This window comes from Saccharopolyspora sp. NPDC045941 (genome assembly GCF_056431445.1).
In genome coordinates this window covers 21,478-44,396 of the sequence record NZ_JBWKKU010000020.1, presented here as the reverse complement: position 1 = coordinate 44,396, position 22,919 = coordinate 21,478, and the positions used below count along the sequence as shown (strand labels likewise).

The following is a 22,919-nucleotide window of genomic DNA, read 5'->3' as shown; positions in this document are numbered from 1 at the left end:
ACACTGTACTGGTGAACGGCCTGATCGAACACACCCTCCGCGGCAGCTGGACCCCATCGGGGGCGTCCGCTGCGCCGTTGTCACCACACGCGCTGCGCTGGTTGCGCCAGCGAACCGGCCTGGTCGAGACCGCCACGCCGGCGGTTCCCGTCTCGCTGCTGGAGGTTGCCGAGAGCGACCTGCCGGAAGCGGCGCGCGCCGAGCTCGCGACCCTGATCGGCGAGCAGCAGGTGCTGACTGACCCAGCTGAACGGCTCGGCCGCGCCGGCGGGATGTCGTACACGGACCTGATGCGCCGCCGCGGCGGCAGCAGGCTCGCGGTGCCCGACGCGGTGCTGCTGCCCACGGACCCGGATCTGGTGCAGGGCGTCCTGGAGATCTGCGTCCGGCACGACATCGCCGTCGTCCCGTTCGGCGGCGGCACCTCGGTGGTCGGCGGCGTCGACGCTCTGCGCGGCGGCAAGACCGCGGTCGTCGCGCTGGACCTGGCCCGGCTCGACCGGCTGGTCTCGCTCGACCCGGGCTCGCGGATCGCCGTGGTGCAGGCCGGGATGCGCGCGGCGGAAGCCGAATCCCTGCTGGCCGCGCACGGTTTCACGCTCGGCCACTTCCCCCAGTCCTACGAGCGGGCCACCATCGGCGGCTTCGCCGCGACCCGGTCGGCGGGGCAGGCCTCCGCCGGTTACGGCCGCTTCGAGGACATGGTCGAGGGCGTCCGGCTCGCGACACCGGTCGGCGAGTGGCGGCTCGGGGTGTCCCCGGCGTCGGCGGCGGGCCCCGACCTGCGGCAACTCGCGGTCGGCAGCGAGGGTGCGCTCGGCGTGATCACCGAGGTGGCGCTGCGCGTCCGGCCCGCGCCCGCCCGGAGCCGCTACGAGGCGTTCGTGGTCGACGGCTGGCAGTCCGGCGTCGACGCGGTGCGGGCGCTGGCGCAGGGGCGCGCGCTGGCGGATGTCACCCGGCTGTCCGATGTGGACGAAACCGACGTGCAGCTGGAGCTCTCCGGCGCGCTCAAGGCCCGGTCCCTGAAGACCTACTTGCGCGGCAGGGGAATCCGGCAGCCCTGCCTGCTGGTGCTCGGCTGGGACGCGGCCTCGCGCGGCGAGCTGAAGCAGCGCCGGTCGGCGACCCTGCGCGCGCTGCACGGAATCCACACGGTCCGGTTGGGCCGCCCGGTCGGCGAAGCCTGGCGGTCGCACCGGTTCTCGGGGCCGCGGCAACGCGACGCGCTGCTGGATCGCGGGGTGTGCGTGGAGACGCTGGAGACCGCCACGCACTGGACCGATCTCAGCGAACTGCGCTCCGCGGTGCGGACGGCGCTGGTGCGGAGCCTGCAGGTCAACGGCGAGTCGCCGATCGTGATGTGCCACGTCTCGCACGCCTACGAGACCGGCGCCTCGCTGTACTTCACGGTGCTGGCGGCCCGCGACGCCGACGACCCGCTCGGCCAGTGGCAGCGGGCGAAGATGGCCGCTTCCGACGCCATCGCGGGCCGCGGCACGATCACCCACCACCACGCGGTCGGCGCCGACCACCTGCCGTGGCTCGAAGCGGAGATCGGCGACGTCGGCGGCGCGGTCCTCGCGGCGGCGAAGAAGGCCGTCGACCCCACGGGAATCCTCAACCCGGGCAAGCTCATCCGGACAGCGCGGTGATCGCGCGGTAGCGGTAGCCGAGCCCGCGGTACACCCGGATCGCGGGCTCGTTGCCCGCGTCGACCATCAGCGCCACGCCGCCGTCGCGGGCGAGCTCCGCGGTCAGGAACGCGCAGAGCGTCGTGGCCAAGCCGGCGCCGCGGTGGTCGGGGTGGGTGGTGACGCCGGAGATCAGGCGGAGCCGGGGCGCGGGCCAGGAGTCGGCGCCGACGGCGAGCAGTGTGCCGTCCGCGCCGCGGATCCCGGCCCAGCGGCGGGCCCCGGGATCGTCGGGGAACAGGTACGACGTCGGGTTCGCCTTGCGCAGCAGGCTGGTGATCGCGTCTTCCTCGGCGCCGGTGAGCCACTCGACGCCCGCGGTCGGGGCGCTCGGCGGCTCGGTGGCGAGGTGCATCCACCCGAAGGTCGCGCGCACGTCCAGCCCGAGGCGCTCCGCGACGGGCCCAGCGAGTTCGGCGTCGGCGAGCGGCCGGAGCCGGTCGCTGCGCGCCTCCGCCATGACCCGCGCGAGGAGCTCCGCCGCGTCGTCGGCCGGGCCGCTGAACAGCACGCGGTCGTGCCGGCACAGCTTCGGCGCGTAGACGGCCACGGCGCGGCCGTGCTGCCACGCGGCCCCGGCTTCGTGCGGGTACTCCGGCGTCAACGCCTGCGCGCCCCACCGGACCAGCAGATCATCGGTGGCTTCGGCGACGGCGTCGGCGGATAACAGCTCCTGCATGCCCCGATCGTCCCTCGCGAGCGCCCGGCCGCAGGCACGGGGCCGTGAGTGCTTTGGGGTGTTGTGGCACCCCAACGCACTCACGGCCAATGACCAGGTGAAGCGCCGAAGGAACATGACGCCGGCCAGGAACGCTCGTGAGTGCTTTGGATCGCTCTGGCGCACCAAAGCACTCACGACCCCATGACCGACCGAACGTTCAAGCGGTGTCCCGCGGAACGCTCAGTCGCGGAGGGACAGGAGCAGCGCCACCGCGGCGAGGGCCGCGGCGATGAAGCCCAGGTGCTGAGCGCCCACCCACTCGATCCCGATCGCGCCGATGATGCCGGACGCCGCGATGGCCAGGTAGAGGATCGCGGCGTTGAGCGACACCAGCACCGATGCCGAGCCCGGCGACAGCGTGATCAGCCGGTGCTGCTGCGGCGTCGTGATCGCGAAGGCCGCGATGCCGAAGAACACGATCTCCGCCGTCGCCAGGCCGAACCTCCCGGTGGTCAGCGGCAGCACGAGCAGGCTGACCACCAGCCAGGCCAGGGCGAGCGCGACGACCTTCCGCCCGCCGATCCGGTCGGCCAGTGCGCCTGCCCCGAAGTTGCCGATCGTGCCGATCACCCCGAGCAGGAACATCAGCACCGCCAGGCGGATTCCGCTCCCCGCGGTGGCCGGCGCGAACACGGCGGCGATGTAGGTGTACGGCAGGTACACGGCGGTGAAGCCGACGAGCGTCGTCGCCAGCACCACCAGCACCCGCCGGTCGGCCAGCGGCGCGAACCGCGCGCGCAGCGACTCGGGCGTCGGCGCCGCCACGTCGGCGGGCACCAGCCGGAGCACGCCCAGCAGGCCCAGCACCGCCAGCCCGGCGACGAACCACATCGTCATCCGCCAGCCGGACACGGCGCCCAGGGCGGTGCCCAGCGGCGCGCCGAACGCGGTCGCGGCGGTGAAACCCGTTGTCACGGCGGCGATGGCGCGGCCTCGCCGGTCTTCGGGCACCAGCGCGGACGCCGTGACCGCCGCCGTCGGCACGAACAGGCCCGCCCCCGCGGCCGCGACCACCTGCGCAGCGACCACCAGCGGGAACGACGGCGCGACCGCCGTGGCGATGTTCCCGATCAGGTAGACCGCCACCGCGAGCAGCAGGACTCGGCGTCGTCGCCAGCCCGCGGTCGCGGCGACGAGCACCGGCGCGACCAGCGCGCAGGTCAGCGCGAAGGCGGTCACCACCTGGCCCGCCGTGCTCATCGAGACCCGGAGGGTGTCGCTGAGCTGTGGAAGCACGCCCGCGAGCACGAACTCGCAGGTGCCGACCGCGAAGGTGCCGAACCCGAGCACCGGCACGGCCCAGCGGATCGGGGTGTCCACTGTGGATGTCATGGGCGGGCTCCGACCCGGTTCGCGTACTCGGACATCGCCAGGCCCGCGACGACGAAAGCCGCCGAGACCCAGGGCAGCGCGGCGAGGGAGAGCGGCAGGGCGGCGGCGCCGATGACGCCGGCCAGCGACGTCCCGAGGTACCCGCCGGAGGCGTTGAGCGAGATGACGAAGGGCGCCGAAGCCGGTGCCGCCGCGATCAGCCGGTGCTGCTGCGGCACCGTGATGCTCCACGAGGTGAGCCCGAAGACCACGAGCGCGATGACCGCGCCGGCGAAGGTGGCGGCGGACCAGGGCATCACCGCGAAGTTGAGCGCGCTGATCACCAGCGCGGCGGCGATCACCCGACGCGGCCCGATCCGGTCGGTCCAGCCGCCGGCCACCAGGTTCCCGACGGTTCCGGCGCAGCCGGACAGGAACAGCAGCACCGCCAGCAGCGTGCCGCTGCCGCCGGTCGCGGCGCCGACGACCACGCTGACGTACGTGTTGACCACGAAGATCCCGATGAACACGGCGACGGTGGTCAGCAGGATCGCGACGACCTTCCCGTCGCCCAGGGGCGAAAGCCGTTCGCGCAGGCTCGCGGCGGGCGGCGTCGGAACCGGCGGCAGGAGCAGCGCGATGCCGATCCCGGCGGCGATGCCGAGCCCGGCGACCAGCCACATCGTGCCGCGCCAGGTCGCGACCGTCCCGAGCAGCGTGCCGATCGGCACGCCGAGCGCGGTCGACGTGGTGAGTCCCAGTGTTACCAGGGAGATCGCGCGTGCGCGCTGGTCCTCCGGAGCGAGCGCGGCGGCGGTCGCCCCGGCGATCGGCGTGAACATCGAGGCGCCGGCGGCGGCGAGGACGCGGGTCGTGAGCACCGCGCCGTAGGTCGGGGCGAGCGCGGTGGCGACGTTGCCGACCGCGAAGACGGCGAGCGCGGTGAGCAGGACGCGGCGGCGGGGCCAGTTGCCGGTCAGCGTCGCCATGACCGGCGAGAGCACGGCGTAGGCGATCGCGAAGACGGTCACCAGCTGCCCGGCCTCGGCGATGCTCACCTGCAGGTCCGCCGAGATCTCCGGCAGGACACCGGCGACGACGAAGGCGTCCGTGCCCACGGCGAACGTGCCCAGCGCCAGCACCGCCACCCGGAGCGGGACGCGGCCGGTGGTGGGTTCAGCGGTCTTGGTCAAGGGGGCTCCCCAAAACGGTACCGATCGTTTCCATTTGGCGAACGGTACCGATCGTTTCCGTTTTGGTGCAAGCTCGGATATCGTGGCGGCATGGCAACGCGCGCTCGAGAACGTCTCGTGGAGGCCGCGGAGCAGCTCTTCTACACCGAGGGCATCCGGGCGGTCGGGGTGGAACGGCTGGTCGCCGCCTCGGGAGTCGGCCGCGCCTCGTTCTACCGGCACTTCGACAGCAAGGACGACCTGGTCGTGACCATGCTGCGCGGCTACGCCGACGGCGTGCTGGAGCGGCTGAAGGCCGACGTCGCCAACCGCGGCGGCGGGCCGCTGGCGGTTTTCGACTCCTTCGCGGAGCGCTTCGCGGCGCCGGACTTCCGCGGCTGCGCCTCGATCAACACGATGGTCGAGATGGCGGACCCGGACAGCGCGGCGCACCGCGTCGCTGCGGAGCACAAGGAAGAGGTCACCGACTACCTGGACGGCCTCCTGGTGGAGGCGGGTTACCGCGGCCACCGGCAGCTGGCCGAACAGCTGATGCTGCTGATCGACGGGGCCAACGTCACGGCCCTGCGCGAACGAACGGCGGAACCGGCCAAACGCGCCAAGGCGATTGCCGCGTCTCTGCTGGAAGCCGCCACCTGATCCGGCCCGCGACGTGCCGGGATGTCGTCGTTCTCGCGCGAAAACGCCAAGTTCGCCCTTGTGGGCCGGGCTCGGCGTCGTTCAGCGGTGGCCGTCGCGGCGCACCGGTAGCGCCGCCGCCGCGACACCGGCCGCAACGAGAATTCCCGCACTGGCCAGGAATGCCGTGGCGTAGTCCACCGGTGCCTGCGGATCCTGGGTGCCGGAGATGGAGATCAACGCGGCAAGTCCGAATGCGCCGCCGATCTGCTTGGTGGTGTTCATCAGGCCCGCGGCGGCACCGGCCTCGGTGGCGTCCGCTCCGGCGGTGACCGTGGTCGTGAGCGGCGTGTTCAGCAGGCCGCCGCCGAAGGAGAGGACGATCGCCGGGCCGAGGATCCCGGCCAGGTATCCGCCGTCCGCGTCGATGCGGCTCTGCCACGCGAACCCGGCCGCGGCGATCAGCGCGCCGGCGACGATCAAGGTGCGTCCGCTGGCGTGGCGCATCAGCCAGGGCGTGAGGAGCCGCCCGGCCACGATGGTCACGAGGGTGTGCGGCAGGAAGCCGAGGCCCGTTTGCAGGGCGGTGTAGTGCAGCACGTCCTGCATGTAGAGCGTGAGGAAGTACCACATCGGCGCCTGGAAACACGCTCCTACCAGCAACATAACCGCGTTGCCCACGGCGATCGAGCGGTTCTGGAACAGCCGCGGCGGCACCAGCGGTGAGGCCGCGAATCGGCTTTCGACCACCGCGAAGAGCGCCAGCGCGGCGCCCCCGGCGGCGAGCGGCACCAGGGTCTGCGGGGCGGTCCAACCGAGCGGGACGTTCGTGACGCCGTAGGTCAGGCAGGTGAGGCCCGCCGTGGCGAGGACCGAACCGGGCAGGTCCAGGCGGGTCCCGCGCGCCGCGGGAGGGCGGTCGGCGGCCAGCACGCGGGCCGCGGAGACCAGCGCCAGCGCGCCGATCGGCACGTTGATCAGCAAGGTGGCCCGCCAGGACAGGAACTCGGTGAGGGCACCGCCGACGAGATTGCCCGCGGCGCCGCCCGCCACGCTGACCGCGGTCCAGGTCGCCAGCGCGCGTGTCCGTTGTGGACCTTCGGTGAACGCCGTCGTCACCATGCTGAGGGTCGCGGGAGCGAGCACCGCCGCGCCGAGTCCTTGCGCGGCGCGCGCGGCGATCAGCGCGGCGGGGCCGGTGGCCAAGCCGCCCACCAGGCTCGCCGCGGAGAACGCCGCGAGGCCGGCCAGGAAGATCCGCCGCCTGCCGTGCAGATCGGCCAATCGCCCGCCCAGCAGCAGGAAGCCGCCGAAGGTCAGCAGGTAGCCGTTCGCCACCCACTGCAGGGATTCCGGGGTGAAGCCCAGCTCGGCCTGGATCGACGGGAGCGCGACGTTGATCACCGAGACGTCGAGCACGACCATCAGCTGCGCCGCGCAGGCCAGCGCGAGCACCGCGCCGCCGGCTCGTCCCTGTCGCAATGGAGCCCTCCACCGTTGATGATACGGCTGTATCAGATACACTTGTATCACAACGGAGGGAGCCGCATTGCCGAAGACCGTCGACCACGACCAGCGGCAGGCGCAGATTGCCGATGGCCTGGTGCGGGTGGCCGCGCGCGAGGGTCTGCACGCGGTGACGATGCGTTCGGTGGCCGCCGAAGCCGGTGTATCGCTGCGGCTGGTGCAGTACTACTTCCAGACCAAGGCCCAGCTGATGCACGACGCCCTGCGCCACCTGGAACGGCAGAGCCAGGAGCGGTGGGCGGCGCGGCTGGAGCGGATGCCGAGCCCGCCGTCGGGTCGCGCCTTCGTCGAAGCGTTCCTCGCCGAGGCGCTACCGACCGACGAGGTGAGCCGGGCCTTCCACCTCGTCGGCGCCTCCTATGCGGTGCTGGCGATGACCGATCCGGAGCTCGCCGACCAGCCCTTCGTCGCGGGACTGAACCACCTCGAAGAACAGCTCGCCGGCGCGCTGCGCAGGGCCCAGGCCGATGGCGAGCTGTCGCGAGATCGCGACGCGTCCGTGGAAGCGGCTCGCTTGATCGCGCTGAACCACGGGCTGGGCACGGCAGTGCTCGTCGGCCAGCGCACCGGCCTGGACGCCGAGGCCGTGCTGCGCTGCCACATCGACGAGCTCTTCGCCGCCCCAGGTGAGTCCTGACTTATCGTTCCTGCAGGTCAAGGACCGTGTGCGTGTTGTGTTGCTATGGCGACCAAAAACGTGCACGGGTCCAGCCGGGCGGAACGGTCGTTCGTGCCCTGGTCAGGAATCCTTCTTGCGGCGGGGGCGGAGGCTCGCGGCGAAGCGGGGCTTCTCGAGCGCGTTGTAGAACGCCATGTAGGCCTGCTGGACATCGCGACGGGAATCGTCCGGTGTGGACGGTTTGGCCGTGCGGTCCGGGTCGGGCATGCGCGTGACCCGCATCCACCGCTCGTTCCACAGCGCTTCCATCGCGGCGTTCCACCGCTTGCGCACGTCGTCGAGCACCTTCTCGCGCTGCTCGTCGGCGGCCTCCCGGCGCTGCTTCCCCGCCGCGACCGCCTCGCCGAGCTCGCCGGCCCGCTCGCGCTCGTGCTTGCGCAGCTGCTGCGCGGCCGTGGTGGCCCGCGCGGTGATCTCCCTGTACCGCTCCGCGGCCGGAATCTGCTCAGTCACCGGCTTCCTCCCGGATCTCGCACCGCTCGTCCGCCGCTCGCGGCGCCGGGACCGCCGGCACCGGCTTCGCCTGGTCGCCGAGGTCGAAGGGCAGGATCACCTCGGGCCGGGAGTGCACCGCGCGGTCGAAGAACAGGCCGCGCCGCGCCCGCGGCGACCAGTTGACCACCTGCCCGGCCGCGAACGCCGCCAGCTCCTGGCCGTGCACGTCGAAGGCGACCCAGGCGCCGATGTCGTCGACCGGGCCCATGCCGAGGGTGTTCTTCACGCGCTGCGCGCTGCGCCACCAGCCGATCACGTGCACCCGCAATTCGGGACCCTGCTTGAGGATCTTCCGGAGGTGGTCGAGCCCGCTGACGCGGGTGGTCGGGTCCTTGCGCTCCAGCGTGGTGTGCGCCGCGTCGGCGGCGTAGAGCACCAGGACGTGCGGCACGTCGGCGCCGGATCGCTGGTCGATCGTCTCGGCGGTGGCGGCCAGCGCGGCCTCGATGCCGTCCAGGCCGACCAGCTCGACGTCATGACCGTCGATGCGCAACGCCTCGGCGACGCCGCGCGCGTCGTCGTCGACGTCGTCGAGCAGGGTCGCGATGGTGAACTTGATGCTGCCCGGAACGTATTGTCGCGCCAGGGAAAGCGTCGCCGTGCCGAGCACGCTGGTCGCATCCGCCAGCACCGAGCCGATCACCGCGATGTTGCGTCCCGGCGAGCGCACGAGCCGGACCGCGGCGGCCGTGCCGTTGACGTCGATGATCTGCCCGAGCAGGACCTTCGGCACCGCCACCGGCGCCCGCAGCTTCGCGTAATCGTCCAGTGTGGACAGCGCTGGCAGGTTCGAGCCGTCGAACAAGCGCGGCGGCGGGGCGTTCTCGTCGCGCCGCTTCCACAGATCCTGCTGCAGCGCATCGAAGGTGTTCTTCGCGGTGGCGTCCGGGATGCGCGCGATCTCGTTGCCGTGCTTGACGCCCGACTCGTGGTTGACGACCGCGTGCCAGCGCGGCAACTCCAGCGCGGCGTTGTTCTGGTCGGCCAGCACCCGCCGCGCCTTGGGCAGCGCGATCCGCAGGATGAACTGCTCGAAGATCGCCGGCTTGCCCCAGAACGCCTCGATCCCGGACACGTCCTGGCTGGCCAGCACCAGGTGGATGCCCTGCGACCGCCCGCGCCGCGCGACGTCTTCCAGCAGCGCGGCGGCCTGCGCGGTGACCGGGTCGCGCTCGGCGAAGAGGTACTGGAACTCGTCGATCACCGCGACGATCCGCGGCCACCGGCCGTTCGGGTCCTCGGCACGCAGCTCCTCCAGCTTGGTGACCTCGTGCTCCTTGGCGGACTCCGCGCGCCGCCGCATCTCGTCGGCCAGGAAGCGCAGCAGCGCCAGCCCGAACTCGCGGTCGGTGTTGACGTTCACCCCGACCAGCTGCGCGTGCGGCAGCCAGCTCGGGTCGCGGCGGCCCGGGGTGAACTGGGCGAACGACACGCCTTCCTTGAAGTCCAGCAGGTAGAGCTCCAGCTCGTCCGGCGAGTAGCGGGCCGCGAGCCCGCCGAGCATGCCGTAGAGGAAGTTCGTCTTGCCCGATCCGCTGGGGCCGCCGATCAGGGTGTGCGGGCTGCCGTCGCCGAGCGTGATCCACACCGGTTCGCCCTCGTTGAACCCGACCGGCGCGTGCAGCCCGGCCGTCGAGCGCTGCGTCCACAGCTGCTCCGGCACCAGGTCGTCGAAGGTCCGCACCCGCGCCCGCCGGGCGAGGAACGCCTCCGCGATCGCCGAGCACGCCTTGGTGACCTCGTTGCGCGACGGCGATTCGTCCAGCTGCACAACGGCTTCCGGCCCGGTCATGCTGGTGCGCGCCCGGTCGCCGCCGAGCAGCCGGATGGACTCGATCGCGCTGTTCACGGTCAGCGAGAGGTCCACGACGATCAGCTGGATGCCGCAGGCCAGGCCGTTTCGCGCGATCCGCTGCAGTTGTTGCTGCTGCTCCTCGCGCAGCGCCTCGCCGTTGCCGAACAGCACCGCGACCCGCCAGGGCTCCGAGCGGTGCCCGCTTTCCGCGGCCAGCGAGCGCAGCGAGGTGTGGCCGCCCACCAGCGAACTGGTGTGGATCCGCCGGATGTGGTCGGAGAGCGCTTCGAGCATCTCGTCGAGCCGGGTCGGATCGTGCGCCGTCAGCAGGCCCGCGCGGGTCAGCGGGTAGAGCCCGGGCAGCGTTCCGGTCAGCTGCGCGACGTCCCAGACGTGGATTCGCACCAGCCCGGGCTGGAACCGGCTGAGCAGCCGCAGCAGCAGGTTCTGCACCAGGGCTTCGGCGGATTCCGGATTGCCATCGGTGACGATCCGCAGGTGCGACTCGTCCAGCAGCGGGACGGCGGCCGGGAACGGTTGCGGATCGGGCGAATCCGGGACGGTCGCGGTGCCGATCCGCCACAGCTCGGGCGGCGGATCGGCGGCGTCCTGGGTGCCGACCTCGCCGAGCCATTCCGGCCACGGAAGCCCCGCGGCGCCGGGAGCCGCCTCCGCGACGAGCCCGCCGAGCTGGTCCGGGCCCTGCTCGCTCCACTCGGCGTAGATCTCCGCCCGCTCGCGCAGCGCCTCCCGCATCGCGGCCTGGAAGACCGGGTTCTCGGGGTCGGCGATCTCCGCCGGTTCGCGTTCCGCCGCGGCCACCCCGACCTGGGCGATGCGCAGCGCGAACTCCTGCTGCGAGCATTCGGCGAGGACGCGGTCGTGCTCCTGCTCGGCGGCGCCGAGCGCGGAGGCGATGCTGGTTCGCAGGCGCTCGAAGGCCGCTTCGATCCGACTCCGCCGCTCGTTGCGTTTACCCACGCCCCACCTCGGAACCCGTGTTACAGACCGTGATCAAAATACCACTCGACGAGGAGCCGGGCAGGCCCCTGGTACACCCATGCACGAGGGCGAATGTGGCTCGGTTGAGCGCCGAAAGCCGAGAACACCGCCGCGTCCTACAACCGGGTGGCGAAGTCGCGCACCGTGTTGAGGACGTGCTCGATCATCCCCTGGGATCGCTCGATCTGGTCATCTGCGCGGTGCAGGCTCGGCGGCACCACCGTCTCCGGGTGTTCCGGGTCGAGCTTCGCCAGCGCCTGCTCCGCCTCGGCCAGCGCGGTCCGGCCGGTGCTGAGGTGGGCGCCCGCGTCCGCCAGGTGTTCCTCCACGAGGCGCAGCGTCTGGATCAGTTCGTCGAGTGTCGACACGGTGCCACAGAGCCTGTCTACGAGGTCGGGTTGAACTTCAGTCGTTGCGCGGCGAAATCGTCGCCCGGTACCCGTGGGGGACGGCGGTTCCGCGCGAAACCGCCGTCCCCGCCGAGCGGCCGGAACCTAGAGGCGGCCCGCGTAGCCCTCGGTGGCGTTGATCGTGGCGCTGATCTGCGCCTGCACGCCGCTGATCACCTGCATCACCTCGGCGAGCGAGCCGTGCGCGTGCTGCATCTCCTCCTGGGAGCTGCCCTGGGTGGCGGTGACAAGGGCCGATTGCGCCTCTTCGAGCGCGAGGTTGCCCTGTTGCAGGGCGGCGATGCTTTCCTGCATCTTCTGATTTGCCAAGGCAATTCCCGCGCGAACTTCTTCGACGCCCGCCATCTGGACTCTGGACCTCCGTGGTGCACAACGCTGTATCGGTCCACAAGTTAGCGCCCGGTGGCGGCGACGGCGCAGGCAGGTGGGTGCGGATGATCACGACGCGATCGCGGTGCGTGACGACCAGGGAAATTGATCCCCCGGCCGGCAGAACGCCTCCCGAAATGCACCTTTTGCCCGTTCGGCCCTCCGGTGCGCCCGCAATTTCAATGGAAATCGGACCTTCGATTTCCATTGAAATTGCGGCCGATCGCCGGTCAGCCGCGGTCCGGGGTGCCCACTGTGGAGTGTGGTTCGCCGGCTTCGGCCTCGACGGCGGACACCTCGATCGCCGCGACGCCGGACGGCGGCGTCGGCGCCGCCGACCACCGGGCGGTGGCGCGGTGTTCGTCGACGCGCAGCCGCGACCAGCCGTTGCCGCCGAGGGACGAAATCGCGCCGAGCACGATCTCCGGCAGGTCGCCGAGCGCCGGCCCGAGGTCCATCGCGACCCGGACCAGTGGCGGATCCACCGCGTACTCGGTGATCACGGCCGTGTGCGACAGGCGGCTGGCCACCGCACGCGCCGGCCACTCCGCGCCCGCCCGCCGCTCGGTGACCACGTCCACGAGCAGCCGCAGCCGCGGGCGGGGGTTGCCGCGTTCGTCCAGGTCGCCGATGCTCTCCGGCACCTCCGCCGGCGGTTCGTCCGGGTCGCCGGGGCCGGACCTGCCGAACAGGATCGACCCGCCGGACCACGCCTCGACCAGCAGTCGCTCGCCGCCGGCGACCAGATCGCCCACCAGCTCCGGGTGCTCCACCACCGTCCACGCCGTCGGCGGCTCGCAGGCCACCCGGTGCCTGGCGTAGTCGGGCCCGAGCTCGCGCAGGAAGTTGCGCACCGCGCGGGACAATCCGGCCACGTGCTGCGCGGTTTCCTCGCTGGCCCGGCTGATCGTGACCGACCAGCAGCCGGGCTCCTCGTCGGAGCAGTCTCCGGACGCCACGATCCGGCCGTCGATCCGCCGCACCAGGCCGCGGCAGGCGGCGCGGGCGGCGGTCTCGTCGTCGGCCGCGACGACAACGGTGATCAGCAATTCGAGCTCGGTGTTCTCAGCCATCGCGAGAAGCATTCTCGCGCACTGAACCGGAACGTCGAACGGATGATCAGGTGAAGTCGCGACGCGCGGGCGGACGGCTTGTGTCCGACGACACAGCCGACCCGTTTGACCCTCACACTGGTGTGACGGTTGGAGCATGGCCGCAACACCCGGAAAACACCGCGACAGCAGGGAAAACCCGTCGCGGGCAGCCCGATCAGGAGGCGGCAGTGCACAACCAGCTCTTCGACTACAGCCCGATCGTCGACCGCGCCCCGCTGCGGTGGCCGGACGGCGCCCGGCTGGCGTTCTACGTGGGCCTCAACGTCGAGCACTACGAGATCGACCGGCCGTCCACCAGCATCTTCGCCGGGACCAGGGACCTCGCGCCCGACCCGCTGAACTACGGCTGGCGGGACTATGGCCCCCGGGTCGGCATCTGGCGGCTGGTGGACATCTTCGACCGGCACGGCATCCGCCCCAGCGTGCTGCTGAACTCCGACGTCACCGAGCACAACCCGCAGATCATCGACGCGGGCAAGCAGCGCGACTGGGCCTGGTTGGCGCACGGCAAGAACAACTCGATCCTGCAGGCGGACATGCCGGTCGACGAGGAGCGCGCCTACCTGCGGGACGTGGTGGACACCATCGAGGCCGCGACCGGCACCCGCCCGCGCGGGTGGATGGGGCCGGGGCTGACCGAAACGTTCCACACGCCGGAGCTGCTCGCGGAACTCGGCCTGCGGTACGTGCTGGACTGGAGCAACGACGACCAGCCGTACCGGCTGAACGTGCCCGGCCTGCTCAGCGTGCCGTACCAGACCGAGCTCAACGACGTGACGCTGTTCGTGGGCACCGGGGTGAGCGGCCCGGACTTCCTGCAGGCGGTCAAGGACCAGTTCGACCAGCTCTACGCCGAGTCGGCGGACAGCGGGCGGGTGATGTCGCTGGCGCTGCACCCGTTCGTCATCGGCCAGCCGTTCCGGGCCAAGTACCTGGACCAGGCGCTGGAGTACATCACCGGCCACGAGGGCGTGTGGCTGACCACCAGCGACGAGATCGCCGAGTCCTACGCCAGGAACTAGTTTCCCGGCTCACCTCGCGTGGCGGTGCGGGCGGCCCTCCTGCGGGTGCTGCAGCCGCCTAGAGCTGGTGCTCGGTCTCGGCGGGCTGTTCGCCCTGGTCCAGGCCGTAGTAGTGGTAGAGGTCGCGGCCTTCCTGGTCGGAGAGGTGGCCGTGCTCGGCCTCGATGCGCGGGGCGTTGCGCACCCGGTCCTTGGAGACGCGCAGGTCGAGGCGGTTCTCCTCGGTGGTCGCGCCGGCCAGCGGCACGAAGGTCTCCTTGACGCCGAACACGCCGATCCGGACGGTGACCCACTCCGGCTGGTGGGTCACGTCGTCGACGTAGACGTTCCCGACCCGGCCGACGCGGTCGCCGTTGCGGTCGAACACCGGAGTGCCGATCAGGTCCTGTGCGCGCTCGACGTTCATGGCCACCTCGCTCGCTCCGCCCCACCCAGAGGCGCCGACCCCCCGTCGGCAATCCTCAAGCTGCCCGTGGAGAGCTTGAGCTGCAACTGCGCAAGCGACACGCCTCACCTGAACAGGTAATGATCGAGATTATTTGGCGCCCACTATTAATGATCCTTCATTTTCGGGCATGACTCGCGCGCCCTGACTTCGTCCTTGCGAAATCGCGCGGAGGCCAGTGCTCACGAGTTCAGTTCGCGGCCGATGAAGGTGAGGACGTCGTTCATCACCTCGGCCTTGTTGGTCTCGTTGAACAGCTCGTGGCGGCCACCGGGGTAGATGTGCTCGTGGAACTCGCCGCCGCGAATCCGGTCGATGCCGGTGCGGGTGTCGGCCTCCGGCACCAGCTCGTCGTCCTCGCCGTGCACCCACAGCGTCGGCCGGTCCAGCGTCGGCCCGTCGTTGATGGCCAGCAGGCACTCGTCGATCGCCTGCAGCGTGGCGCGCTTGAACGGGCCGTGCCAGACCAGCGGATCGGCGATGTACGCCGCGCCGACCTCGGGGTCGCGGGACAGGATCGCCGGATCGATCGGGGCCTCCGGGATCTCGTCGTGCTCCAGCAGGTCCAGCACGTGCCAGGTGCCCAGCACCGGCGCGGACAGCACGACCGCCGCCAGGTGCTCCTGGTGCTCCTGCGCGTAGCGGGCGGCGAGCATCCCGCCCATGGAGTGGCCGATGAGGACGACCGGCAGGTCCGGGTGCTCGGCGGTGACCTGCCTGCGGAGCTCCTCCAGATCGGCAACGATCGTCTCGGCGTCCTCGAAGTAGACGCGGTCGCCGGGGGAGCGGCCGTGCCCGATGTGGTCCGGGGCGTAGACCAGCGCGCGGGCGCCGACCAGCTGCTCCGCGACCCACTGGTACCGGCCGGAATGCTCGCCGTAGCCGTGCACGACCAGCGCGATCCAGCCGGGTTTGGTCCCCGACCACTCGCGCACCGCCAGCTCGCCGTGCCGTCCGCTGACCACTCGATCCGTTGACTCGATCATGCCGCCACCCCAGCACACCTCATCCGGTCGGGCCAACCCCGGTCCTTCGCCGCCGAACGGCTATTTCGCGCGAAATCGACCGGCTCCCGGTGCGGGAGCGCCGATTCCGCGCGAAGCCGCGCCGCCGTTACTGGTGGTACGCGCTGTTGTCGATGCTGCCGAACCCGCAGACCGGACCCACGTTCCAGGTGACGGGGAGCGCGTCGGTCTCGTCCGGCGGGATGACCTGCGCGCGCACCGGAGTCGGCTGGCAGGGGCCGTCCATCGGCTCGCCCTCGTGCGGAACGGCCGTCCAGTGCAGCGTCGCGCGGGCCGACTCACCGGGTGCCAGCGTGATCAGGACCGGGCCGGGGTTCGGCGTCCGCTCCATCTTGGTGGGCACCGCCTGGCCGGAGGCGTCGACCAGCTGCATCCCGCCGTAGCCGTAGAGCGTGCAGGTCTCGTTGCTGGAGTTGCGCAGCACCAGCTCGGCGTAGCGCTGGCCCGCTCCGGCTTCGGCGCCCTCCACCGAGCCCGTGAGCATCGAGGTGTGGCAGCGCTCCACCTTCTTCGGCTGGACGCGCCCCGGCGACGAGGCCGGCGTCGTGCTGCCGCCCGTGGCGGGGCCGTTCCCGGCGGCCTCGGAAGTTTGGGGATCCGGTCGTGCATCCGTGCTCGTCGCCGGTGGTGCCGGCCGGACGTTCTGCTCCGGTGCCGTGATTACCTGGCCGGTCTGCGCGGTTTGCGCGCTGTGCGCTCCGCAGCCCGCCATCAGCCCGGCGATCAGCAGGGCCCCGGATGCCTGGAGCGTCCGCGAGCCGAAAATCCGCAATCGGTTCGGGGTCACGGTGACCACCTCCCGTCCCCCGGCCTCGCGGGCGGGGTCGTCGGTATTTGCTCTGCTGTTCCTGAAGACGTCCGGCCGTTGGCGAGGTTGCCCGCACGGTCGATTTTCCGCCGTCGGTGACTTCGTGACCTGCGGCGCGGCGGATGCTCCGGTTGCCCCGATCGACTGCCTCGACCAGCGGATCGAGTGACGGGCGACTGCGCCGAATAGGTCTTGTCACGGCTAAGTGCAACCCGATTCGGGTAATTCACGGCGTCGCTAATCCGTTACGCATCGCGCAGATATCGACCGATCGGGTGGGGATCTTGACCTGAACGGCGGGACTGCCACTTTGCCCGACTTCGATAGTTTGGCAACTGCAGAAAGGCCGAAGTCAGGGGGTTGATCATGGCCGAGCGAATTCCGGGCATTGACGTCGCGCGATATCAGGGGGAACCAGACTGGGGGGCGGTTCGCGGCGCCGGATATGCCTTCACGTACATCAAGGCGACCGAGGGAATCGGATATGTGAGCCCGACGCTGGACGCCCAGCTGGCCGGCGCCCGCGGTGCCGGGATGGTCACCGGGCTCTACCACTTCGCCCGGCCGGACACGAATTCGCCGCAGCAGGACGCGGCCGACTTCGCCGCCCAGCTGGCGCGGCTGAGCTCCAGCGCGGCGGGCAACCTGCCGCCGTGCCTGGACATGGAGACCGACGCGCCGAACCTCGGCGGCTGGATCAAGGGGTTCATCGACGCGGTCCGCGGGCACACCGGGCGGCACGAGATCGTGGTCTACGCCTCGACGTCCTGGTTCCAGAGCAAGCTCGCGCCGGAGACCTGGGTCGACCCCGGCGTGTTCCTGTGGGTCGCGCACTACGGGCGCCCGCCGGGCGAGCCCGGCTACCTCACCGACCGGGTCGCCATCCACCAGCACGCCTCGGACGGGAAGGTTCCGGGGATCGCCGGCGACACCGACGTGAACGTCTCGCTGGTCCCGCTGGAGGTGCTCACCGGGGCCGGTGCCCCGCCGCCTCCGCCGCCGCCGGCGGAGACCTACGTCGTGCAGCCCGGCGACACGCTCTCCGCGATCGGGCAGAAGCTGGGCGTCGACTGGCGGGAGATCGCGCGGGTCAACGGCATCACCGATCCGGACCTGATCTACGTCGGCCAGGTGCTGAAGATCCCGCGCTGAGACGGCGCTGTGCTCCCGACGGAGCCCCCGGCGAATCCTCGTGACGGGCGTCCGGGGCTCCGCTGGCGTGCGTTTTTCCGGCGAATTGCTCAAAACGTTACTGCCGCGTACGTCGTTGCCGCACACTCGCGATCAGTACCGACTACCGTTTTTCGCGTGAACATCGCGCAAGGTGGAGGTGAACGCGATGGCGGGTACAGCTGAGCTGGTCCGAAGCCACTGGACGCGTGGCGAGCCGGGTCGGGAGGCTCCCCCGGAACTCGTGATCGCGCTCTATCGCTGGTGGGTGATCGCGATGGCGCTCAAGATCGCGGGCGCCACCTGGGACATCTGCTGGCATTTCCGGTGGCTCCGCGACGACCTCGCGCCACCGCACATGATCAACACGGTCGGCACCGTGATCGTGATCGGACTGGTGGTCTTCCACACCTACACCGGCATCGGCGCCGATCGCGCCACGCTGCGCTGGATGCAGTGGGGGCTGGGCATCTTCCTGGTCGCCGCGCCGCTGGACGTGATCAACCACCGGATCAACGGGCTGGACATCACCGCGTGGAGCCCGTCGCACGCCCTGCTCTACCTCGGCACCGGGCTGATGAGCGTCGGCCTGCTCCGCGGCTGGGCCCGCTACGGCGGCGGCGACCGGTACTACTACCCGATCACCTGCTTCCTCTGGTTCACGGTGCTGGACAACTTCCTGTTCCTCAACCAGCACCAGGAATACGGCGTGCTCGGGCTGGCGGCGTGGGAGCGCGGCACGCCCTACGCCGAGGACATCCTGCTGCAGTTCGCCGCCGACGACCTCGGGCGGCCGCTGGACTGGATCGCCGTCAAGTCCTTCACGCTCCCGGTGCCGGACTGGGTCTACCCGACCTGGGCGGTCATGACCGGGCTGGGCACGCTGCTGCTGGCCCGGCAGCTGGTCGGGCGCCGCTGGACGGCGACCACCATCACCGCCGGCTACCTCGTTTTCCGTTGCGTGGCCTGGGGATTGCTGGCGGCGGCCGACTTCCCGATCTCGACCGTGCCGTTCTTCCTGCTCGCCGGGGCGGTGGCGATCGACCTGTCGTTCCGGCTGGCGCCGCGCATCCGGCCGTTCGCCGGGGCGGCGATCGTGACCGCGGTGGAGTACCTCGCCCTCCGGGCGCAGCAGACCTACATCGCCGCGCCGCCGGTCGACTACTGGTCGGTGCTGTACACGGTGGTCATGTTCGCCGCGGTGTGGTGGGGCATCTCGTACCTGGTCGAAACCGAGCGCGGGCGCCAGCTGCTGTCGCGCGGTCAGACGATGACCGGGGCGCGGGAGAGCACGACGCCCAAGCCGTAGGCGATACCCATCACGCCGACCTCGGCAGCGGCCCAGCCGATCAACGCGGCGCGCTGGTGGCGCGCGATGCGGGGCAGCAGGCGGAACCGCATCTGCGACGCCACGATGCCCAGCAGCACCAGGCAGCCGGTCTTGGCCAGGATGATCTGGCCGTAGCCGGTGTTGATCAGGCCGGGCAGGCCGACGGTCGGCGTGATGATCAGCACCATCAGGCCGTTGAACAACCCGGAGGCGCCGACCACGACGATCGCGATGGTGGCGAGCTTCGAGAATCGCGGCAGGGCCCCGGCGAGCAGCCCCCGGCGCGGGGCGACGAACAGCGCGATCGCGGCCAGGCCGCCGGTCCACATCGCTGCGCCGATCACGTGCAGTTCCATCGAGATCATGCTGAAGTCGTGGTACTGCCAGTCCGTGGCGTGGCCGGTCAGCGGGATCGGGAGCAGGCCGAGCAGCGCGATGATGGTGCGCAGTTCCGCCGGGACGCTCTCGCCGAACCGGACCGCGAGCAGGCCCAGCGCCGCGCACACCAGCCCCGCGCCGGCGCTGGCGAGCAGGCCGGGGCCGGCCGGCACGTTCGCGACGTAGTCGATCAGCAGCCGGGTGGTCACGGGCCGGCCGGGGCTGAGCTCCGCGGCGTGCAGGACCAGCGAGACCAGGGAGCTGAGCATCCAGATCAGCGAGGTGATCACGGTGACCCGCCGGGCCAGCGCCATGACCGGCTCGGTGTGCTTCGGGCGGTCGAAGCCCAGCAGCTTCGGCAGCAGGCTCAGGCCGACGGTCCCGAGCGCCGCGATGTCGAGCACGGCCCGGGCGACGGGCAGACCGAAGTGCACGAGCGGCGGCGGGTCGGGGAGGCCGGGGATGGTGCCGACTGCGGTGTAGGCCGTCGCGGCGAGCGCGGTCAGCAGCGCACCGCCCAGCAATGCGGCCACCACGGCTGCCTTGGCACCGGACACGTTGCGTTCGTCGGCGTCGGCGGGGTGCTCCGGCTTTGCGGTCCGGCCGTGCTGGGAGACATCAGAGTCGGCAGCCACGAGTGCATCGTCTCATCCGGACGAGCGCACATCTGCCTTCGGTCCCGAGGATGAGCCGAATCTGATCACGGGTCGTGACCGATTTGTTTCGGTGCGCGAACGGTTTGCGGGGCGTGATGTTGTCGTGATGTCGCATTCGTCACCGGTTCCGAGACGATTAGTTGATCTTCATTGTTTCCGATTTCCCTGCTGGCGAGGTGTTTTTGGTGGCGCATCGATATTCCGCGGGATTGCGGTCGAGACGCTGCCGCCGTCCTCCGGGCGAGTCGGGATGTGTTGCTGGCAAAGTCCTCAGCGACGTTGTTCTACAGTCGTGCACGTGGATCCGGCGGACAGTGCAGAAGCGCACGCGCGAGGTGCGTCCGGCGCGCCTCCATCGTGCGCGAGCGCAACGGTTCCGAAACTGGTTGGGTTCATTCCACTTGTTTCTCCTGGCGGTCGACTTTCGTTCACCGGATCGGTTCACGCATATTCGTCTGGCGTTTCACGAGCCGCCGCAATTCCGTGCTTTGCTGTAATGCCCGCCGGGCGGGCCGGGATGTGCGTGCGGGTTACCCGGAGAGTTGGCCGGGTCGGTGCCGCAGCGTGTTTACGCAGGTCCGGCGGGGTTCTGGGGCCGGTTCCGGGGCGTCGTGGCCTGGGGGCCCGGCGGACGCCCCAGGGTGCGGACCCGGAACGTCTCAGGGAAATTGGGGGTCCGGCCCCGGATGTGAGCCGGACTCGCGAGACGCGAGATTGAGCGGTGTGGACGGACAGCGAAGGCGGGAATCAGCGGGTTCGGAGCCCGATACTGGTAGCAGGCCGACGCGGCGGACGCCGCGGGGCTCGAAAGCGGGACGTGACATGGATCGCGCACTAGGGTGTTCGGCAGCCGAACGTTCCCGCAGCCTGGTGAAGAGGACTGATCCGGTCGTGCAGCACCATCCGGCCATCGTCGCGGGACGTGGTCCACGATGACTGCGCTCGCGGTACTGCTCGCCGCACTGGGGGCCTGCGGCTATGCCGTGGGGGCGAGGCTGCAGCACGCCGCTGTGCACGATGCGATGGACGGCCGCGGACTCGGCCTCCGCAGCCAGGCCCAGCTCATCCGCAACCCCCGCTGGCTGGGCGGCCTCGCCGCGCTCGGCAGCGGCACCGTCCTGCACGCCTGCGCGCTCGGCCTGGCACCGCTGAGCGTGGTGCAGCCGGTCGGCGTGCTGGCGCTGCCGATCACCGTCCTGCTGAACCTCAGGCAGCAGGGCATCACCGCCCGGGACCTCAAGCCCAGCGTTGCGCTGTCGGTGGTCGCGGCCACCGGCGGCGTCGGCGCCTTCGTCTTCCTCGCCGCGGGCAGCGCGACGGCCACCCCGATCGCCGGTGACGAGCAGCTGCTCGCGACACAGCTGGTGGCCGGCGCGATCCTGGCGTTGGGCGTGCTCGCGATGCTGACCCGCTCGAAGGCCCGCTGCATCCTCTTCGCCGCCGGTTGCGCGGTGGCGTACGGGTACGTGTCGGTGCTGATGCGGGCGGTGGCCCAGCAGCTGGGCACGACCGAGCTGCTGGACATCAACCCGCTTCCGCTGCTCGGCATCGTCGTCGCGATGGTCGTCGGCGGTTGGCTGCTGCAGCACGGGTACGCCAGCGGCCCGCCGGACCTCGTGGTGGCCTGCCTGACCGTGATCGACCCGCTGGTGGCGGTGGGGCTGGGCATCGGCCTGCTCGGCGAGGCCGACCAGGTCAGCGCCTGGACCGCTGCCGGCGAGGGCCTGTGCGCCGTCGTGGCCTGCGCGGGCGTCTTCGCGCTGGCCCGCTACCACCCCGACACCCAGGAACGGAGCGAGCCCGCCGCCGCTGCGTTCTCCTCGACCACCGTGACCACTGCGACCTCAACGAACACTGTGAACGGCAGCAGTGATCCTGCCGGACCGAGTTCGACAGATCGTCCTGACGGGAGTTCCACTTGACTTCGCAACCGCCCAGCAGGCGCCCGATGCGGATCGTGGTCGGCGCGACCACTTACCCCCCCGACGTGAACGGGGCGGCGAACTTCGGCCACCGCCTGGCGACCGGGCTGTCCGGTCGCGGCCACGAGGTGCACGTCGTCTGCCACTCGACCGACCGGGAGTCGCGCTCCGAGGTCGAGGACGGCGTGACCGTGCACCGCGTCGCCTCCTACGGCTCGCCGTTCCACCCGTCGATCCGAGGCCTCCTCCCTTGGCAGGCCCGCCAGGCGGACCGGCTGATCGCCGAGATCCAGCCCGACGTCGTGCACGTGCAGTCGCACTTCTTCATCTGCCGCGGCCTGATCAACTCGGCGCTCCGCCGGGACATCGGGCTGATCGCCACCAACCACTTCATGCCGGAGAACATCTTCGGCTACTTCAAGGTCCCGGAGTTCCTCCAGCAGGCGGCCGGCCGCCTGCTGTGGCACAACCTGGTCAAGCACTACGGGAAGGCGCAGCTCGTCACCGCGCCGACCCCGCGCGCCGTCCAGCTGCTGCAGGAGAACGGGTTCACCGATCTGGCACTGCCGGTCTCCTGCGGCATCGACGTCGAGCGGTACCGGCGGCGGGCCCGGAGCTACCGCAAGCAGAACCCGGACCCGGCCGTTCGCACCGTGCTGTTCGTCGGGCGCCTCGACGAGGAGAAGCACATCGACGACCTGCTGCGGGCCATGGCGCTGCTGCGCACCGAGGTGCCGACGCGGCTGGAGATCGTCGGCAACGGCAGCCGGCGCGACGCCTTCGAGCAGCTCGCGGTGGAACTCGGCATCGCCGACCGGGTGCACTTCCACGGATTCCTCAGCGATGACGAACTCCTGGACGCCTACGCCCGCGCGGACCTGTTCTGCATGCCCAGCATCGCCGAGCTGCAGAGCCTGGCCACCATGGAAGCCATGTCGGCGGGCACCCCGGTGGTGCTGGCCAACGCCATGGCCCTGCCGCACCTCGTGCAGCCGGGCGAGAACGGCTGGCTCTACCCGCCGCGGGACGTGCACGCCCTGGCCCGGGCGATCGACGACGTGATCAGCGATCGCGCGACGATCGACCGGATGGGCGCGGCCAGCGAGCGGTTTGTGTCCCGGCACGACATCGACGAGATCCTGGGCCGGTTCGAGGCGATCTACCACCACGTGACGGACCCGGAGAGCACCGTCGAGCTCGACGAGATCCGCACCGAGCTGGCGAGCTGACCCAC

The 22,919-nt window shown here is 71.0% G+C and carries 22 protein-coding genes; 9 read left to right on the top strand and 13 right to left on the bottom strand.

All coding sequences use genetic code 11. The features are described 5' to 3' along the window. Positions 1-11: 11 nt before the first annotated feature. Positions 12-1,655, top strand: a complete 1,644-nt coding sequence (locus AC07FN_RS18185) for an FAD-binding oxidoreductase (RefSeq protein WP_478396738.1) — start codon at positions 12-14, stop codon at positions 1,653-1,655. Here the strand turns inward: AC07FN_RS18185 and AC07FN_RS18180 are convergent. From AC07FN_RS18180 to AC07FN_RS18170, 3 genes are all read right to left on the bottom strand, one after another. Next, the gene (locus tag AC07FN_RS18180; RefSeq protein WP_478396667.1) at positions 1,636-2,373 is read right to left on the bottom strand and encodes a GNAT family N-acetyltransferase; all 738 of its coding nucleotides are present in this window, start codon (positions 2,371-2,373) and stop codon (positions 1,636-1,638) included. The two genes, AC07FN_RS18185 and AC07FN_RS18180, sit on opposite strands and share 20 nt — an antisense overlap. A gap of 222 nt (positions 2,374-2,595) precedes the next feature. Further along, entirely contained in the window at positions 2,596-3,747 is a 1,152-nt protein-coding gene (locus AC07FN_RS18175; RefSeq protein WP_478396666.1) for an MFS transporter, read from the bottom strand. Next, positions 3,744-4,919: an MFS transporter gene (locus tag AC07FN_RS18170; RefSeq protein WP_478396665.1), complete on the bottom strand. Its 1,176-nt coding sequence runs from the start codon at positions 4,917-4,919 to the stop codon at positions 3,744-3,746. The genes AC07FN_RS18175 and AC07FN_RS18170 overlap by 4 nt, the downstream gene beginning before the upstream one ends. Before the next feature lie 90 nt (positions 4,920-5,009). Here AC07FN_RS18170 and AC07FN_RS18165 point away from each other — a divergent pair, with 90 nt between their 5' ends. Next, a complete protein-coding gene (locus tag AC07FN_RS18165; RefSeq protein ID WP_478396664.1) occupies positions 5,010-5,558 on the top strand; it encodes a TetR/AcrR family transcriptional regulator in 549 nt (182 codons plus the stop codon). 81 nt (positions 5,559-5,639) lie between these two features. Here the strand turns inward: AC07FN_RS18165 and AC07FN_RS18160 are convergent, their stop codons facing one another. Beyond that, complete coding sequence (locus AC07FN_RS18160; RefSeq protein ID WP_478396663.1) at positions 5,640-7,019, bottom strand: MFS transporter; 1,380 nt, start codon at positions 7,017-7,019, stop codon at positions 5,640-5,642. A gap of 67 nt (positions 7,020-7,086) precedes the next feature. Between AC07FN_RS18160 and AC07FN_RS18155 the strand changes: the two genes are divergently transcribed. Beyond that, a complete protein-coding gene (locus AC07FN_RS18155; RefSeq protein WP_478396662.1) occupies positions 7,087-7,701 on the top strand; it encodes a TetR/AcrR family transcriptional regulator in 615 nt (204 codons plus the stop codon). Between the two features lie 102 nt (positions 7,702-7,803). Here the strand turns inward: AC07FN_RS18155 and AC07FN_RS18150 are convergent, their stop codons facing one another. The 5 genes from AC07FN_RS18150 to AC07FN_RS18130 all read right to left on the bottom strand — a co-directional run bounded on the left by AC07FN_RS18150 (position 7,804) and on the right by AC07FN_RS18130 (position 12,887). Further along, positions 7,804-8,196 (bottom strand): hypothetical protein, encoded by a 393-nt coding sequence (locus AC07FN_RS18150; protein ID WP_478396661.1) that lies wholly within the window; start codon positions 8,194-8,196, stop codon positions 7,804-7,806. Then, positions 8,189-11,014 carry an FtsK/SpoIIIE domain-containing protein gene (locus tag AC07FN_RS18145; RefSeq protein ID WP_478396660.1) on the bottom strand — a complete coding sequence of 942 codons (2,826 nt, stop codon included), beginning with the start codon at positions 11,012-11,014 and terminating at the stop codon, positions 8,189-8,191. The genes AC07FN_RS18150 and AC07FN_RS18145 overlap by 8 nt, the downstream gene beginning before the upstream one ends. A 137-nt stretch (positions 11,015-11,151) precedes the next feature. Continuing rightward, positions 11,152-11,403, bottom strand: coding sequence for a hypothetical protein (locus tag AC07FN_RS18140; RefSeq protein ID WP_478396659.1), 252 nt, complete (start codon positions 11,401-11,403; stop codon positions 11,152-11,154). A 126-nt stretch (positions 11,404-11,529) separates the two neighbouring features. Continuing rightward, positions 11,530-11,790 carry a hypothetical protein gene (locus tag AC07FN_RS18135; RefSeq protein WP_093272057.1) on the bottom strand — a complete coding sequence of 87 codons (261 nt, stop codon included), beginning with the start codon at positions 11,788-11,790 and terminating at the stop codon, positions 11,530-11,532. 254 nt (positions 11,791-12,044) lie between these two features. Next, entirely contained in the window at positions 12,045-12,887 is an 843-nt protein-coding gene (locus AC07FN_RS18130; RefSeq protein ID WP_478396658.1) for a hypothetical protein, read from the bottom strand. Between the two features lie 209 nt (positions 12,888-13,096). Here AC07FN_RS18130 and AC07FN_RS18125 point away from each other — a divergent pair, with 209 nt between their 5' ends. After that, the gene (locus tag AC07FN_RS18125; protein WP_358578218.1) at positions 13,097-13,951 is read left to right on the top strand and encodes a polysaccharide deacetylase family protein; all 855 of its coding nucleotides are present in this window, start codon (positions 13,097-13,099) and stop codon (positions 13,949-13,951) included. Positions 13,952-14,009: 58 nt separating this feature from the next. On the opposite strand, the gene AC07FN_RS18120 is transcribed toward AC07FN_RS18125, so the two are convergent. The 3 genes from AC07FN_RS18120 to AC07FN_RS18110 all read right to left on the bottom strand — a co-directional run bounded on the left by AC07FN_RS18120 (position 14,010) and on the right by AC07FN_RS18110 (position 15,905). After that, on the bottom strand, positions 14,010-14,357 hold the full coding sequence (locus tag AC07FN_RS18120) for a PRC-barrel domain-containing protein (RefSeq protein ID WP_478396657.1): 348 nt from the start codon (positions 14,355-14,357) through the stop codon (positions 14,010-14,012). Between the two features lie 221 nt (positions 14,358-14,578). Then, entirely contained in the window at positions 14,579-15,382 is an 804-nt protein-coding gene (locus tag AC07FN_RS18115; RefSeq protein WP_478396656.1) for a lysophospholipase, read from the bottom strand. 127 nt (positions 15,383-15,509) lie between these two features. Beyond that, complete coding sequence (locus tag AC07FN_RS18110) at positions 15,510-15,905, bottom strand: DUF4232 domain-containing protein (protein ID WP_478396655.1); 396 nt, start codon at positions 15,903-15,905, stop codon at positions 15,510-15,512. Here AC07FN_RS18110 and AC07FN_RS18105 point away from each other — a divergent pair. The 3 genes from AC07FN_RS18105 to AC07FN_RS18095 all read left to right on the top strand — a co-directional run bounded on the left by AC07FN_RS18105 (position 15,898) and on the right by AC07FN_RS18095 (position 18,708). After that, positions 15,898-16,398: a hypothetical protein gene (locus AC07FN_RS18105; protein WP_478396654.1), complete on the top strand. Its 501-nt coding sequence runs from the start codon at positions 15,898-15,900 to the stop codon at positions 16,396-16,398. The two genes, AC07FN_RS18110 and AC07FN_RS18105, sit on opposite strands and share 8 nt — an antisense overlap. Positions 16,399-16,595: 197 nt before the next feature. Continuing rightward, the gene (locus AC07FN_RS18100) at positions 16,596-17,381 is read left to right on the top strand and encodes a GH25 family lysozyme (protein ID WP_478396653.1); all 786 of its coding nucleotides are present in this window, start codon (positions 16,596-16,598) and stop codon (positions 17,379-17,381) included. Between the two features lie 187 nt (positions 17,382-17,568). Continuing rightward, complete coding sequence (locus tag AC07FN_RS18095) at positions 17,569-18,708, top strand: hypothetical protein (protein WP_478396652.1); 1,140 nt, start codon at positions 17,569-17,571, stop codon at positions 18,706-18,708. On the opposite strand, the gene AC07FN_RS18090 is transcribed toward AC07FN_RS18095, so the two are convergent. After that, positions 18,663-19,742 carry a copper resistance D family protein gene (locus AC07FN_RS18090; protein WP_478396651.1) on the bottom strand — a complete coding sequence of 360 codons (1,080 nt, stop codon included), beginning with the start codon at positions 19,740-19,742 and terminating at the stop codon, positions 18,663-18,665. The genes AC07FN_RS18095 and AC07FN_RS18090 overlap by 46 nt on opposite strands. 953 nt (positions 19,743-20,695) lie before the next feature. Here AC07FN_RS18090 and AC07FN_RS18085 point away from each other — a divergent pair. Both AC07FN_RS18085 and AC07FN_RS18080 read left to right on the top strand, forming a co-directional pair. Next, positions 20,696-21,685: a DMT family protein gene (locus AC07FN_RS18085; RefSeq protein ID WP_478396650.1), complete on the top strand. Its 990-nt coding sequence runs from the start codon at positions 20,696-20,698 to the stop codon at positions 21,683-21,685. Next, positions 21,682-22,914, top strand: coding sequence for a glycosyltransferase (locus AC07FN_RS18080; RefSeq protein ID WP_478396649.1), 1,233 nt, complete (start codon positions 21,682-21,684; stop codon positions 22,912-22,914). Before AC07FN_RS18085 ends, AC07FN_RS18080 begins: the two co-directional genes overlap by 4 nt. Positions 22,915-22,919: the final 5 nt, after the last annotated feature.

Bases quoted from the DNA above. Each gene is read 5' to 3' on its own strand.
- AC07FN_RS18165 (WP_478396664.1), top strand. From the start codon at position 5,010: ATGGCAACGCGCGCTCGAGAACGTCTCGTGGAGGCCGCGGAGCAGCTC.
- AC07FN_RS18100 (WP_478396653.1), top strand. From the start codon at position 16,596: ATGGCCGAGCGAATTCCGGGCATTGACGTCGCGCGATATCAGGGGGAA.
- AC07FN_RS18175 (WP_478396666.1), bottom strand. From the start codon at position 3,747: ATGACATCCACAGTGGACACCCCGATCCGCTGGGCCGTGCCGGTGCTC.
- AC07FN_RS18095 (WP_478396652.1), top strand. From the start codon at position 17,569: ATGGCGGGTACAGCTGAGCTGGTCCGAAGCCACTGGACGCGTGGCGAG.
- AC07FN_RS18120 (WP_478396657.1), bottom strand. From the start codon at position 14,357: ATGAACGTCGAGCGCGCACAGGACCTGATCGGCACTCCGGTGTTCGAC.
- AC07FN_RS18135 (WP_093272057.1), bottom strand. From the start codon at position 11,790: ATGGCGGGCGTCGAAGAAGTTCGCGCGGGAATTGCCTTGGCAAATCAG.
- AC07FN_RS18130 (WP_478396658.1), bottom strand. From the start codon at position 12,887: ATGGCTGAGAACACCGAGCTCGAATTGCTGATCACCGTTGTCGTCGCG.
- AC07FN_RS18115 (WP_478396656.1), bottom strand. From the start codon at position 15,382: ATGATCGAGTCAACGGATCGAGTGGTCAGCGGACGGCACGGCGAGCTG.
- AC07FN_RS18085 (WP_478396650.1), top strand. From the start codon at position 20,696: ATGACTGCGCTCGCGGTACTGCTCGCCGCACTGGGGGCCTGCGGCTAT.
- AC07FN_RS18180 (WP_478396667.1), bottom strand. From the start codon at position 2,373: ATGCAGGAGCTGTTATCCGCCGACGCCGTCGCCGAAGCCACCGATGAT.
- AC07FN_RS18110 (WP_478396655.1), bottom strand. From the start codon at position 15,905: ATGCTCACGGGCTCGGTGGAGGGCGCCGAAGCCGGAGCGGGCCAGCGC.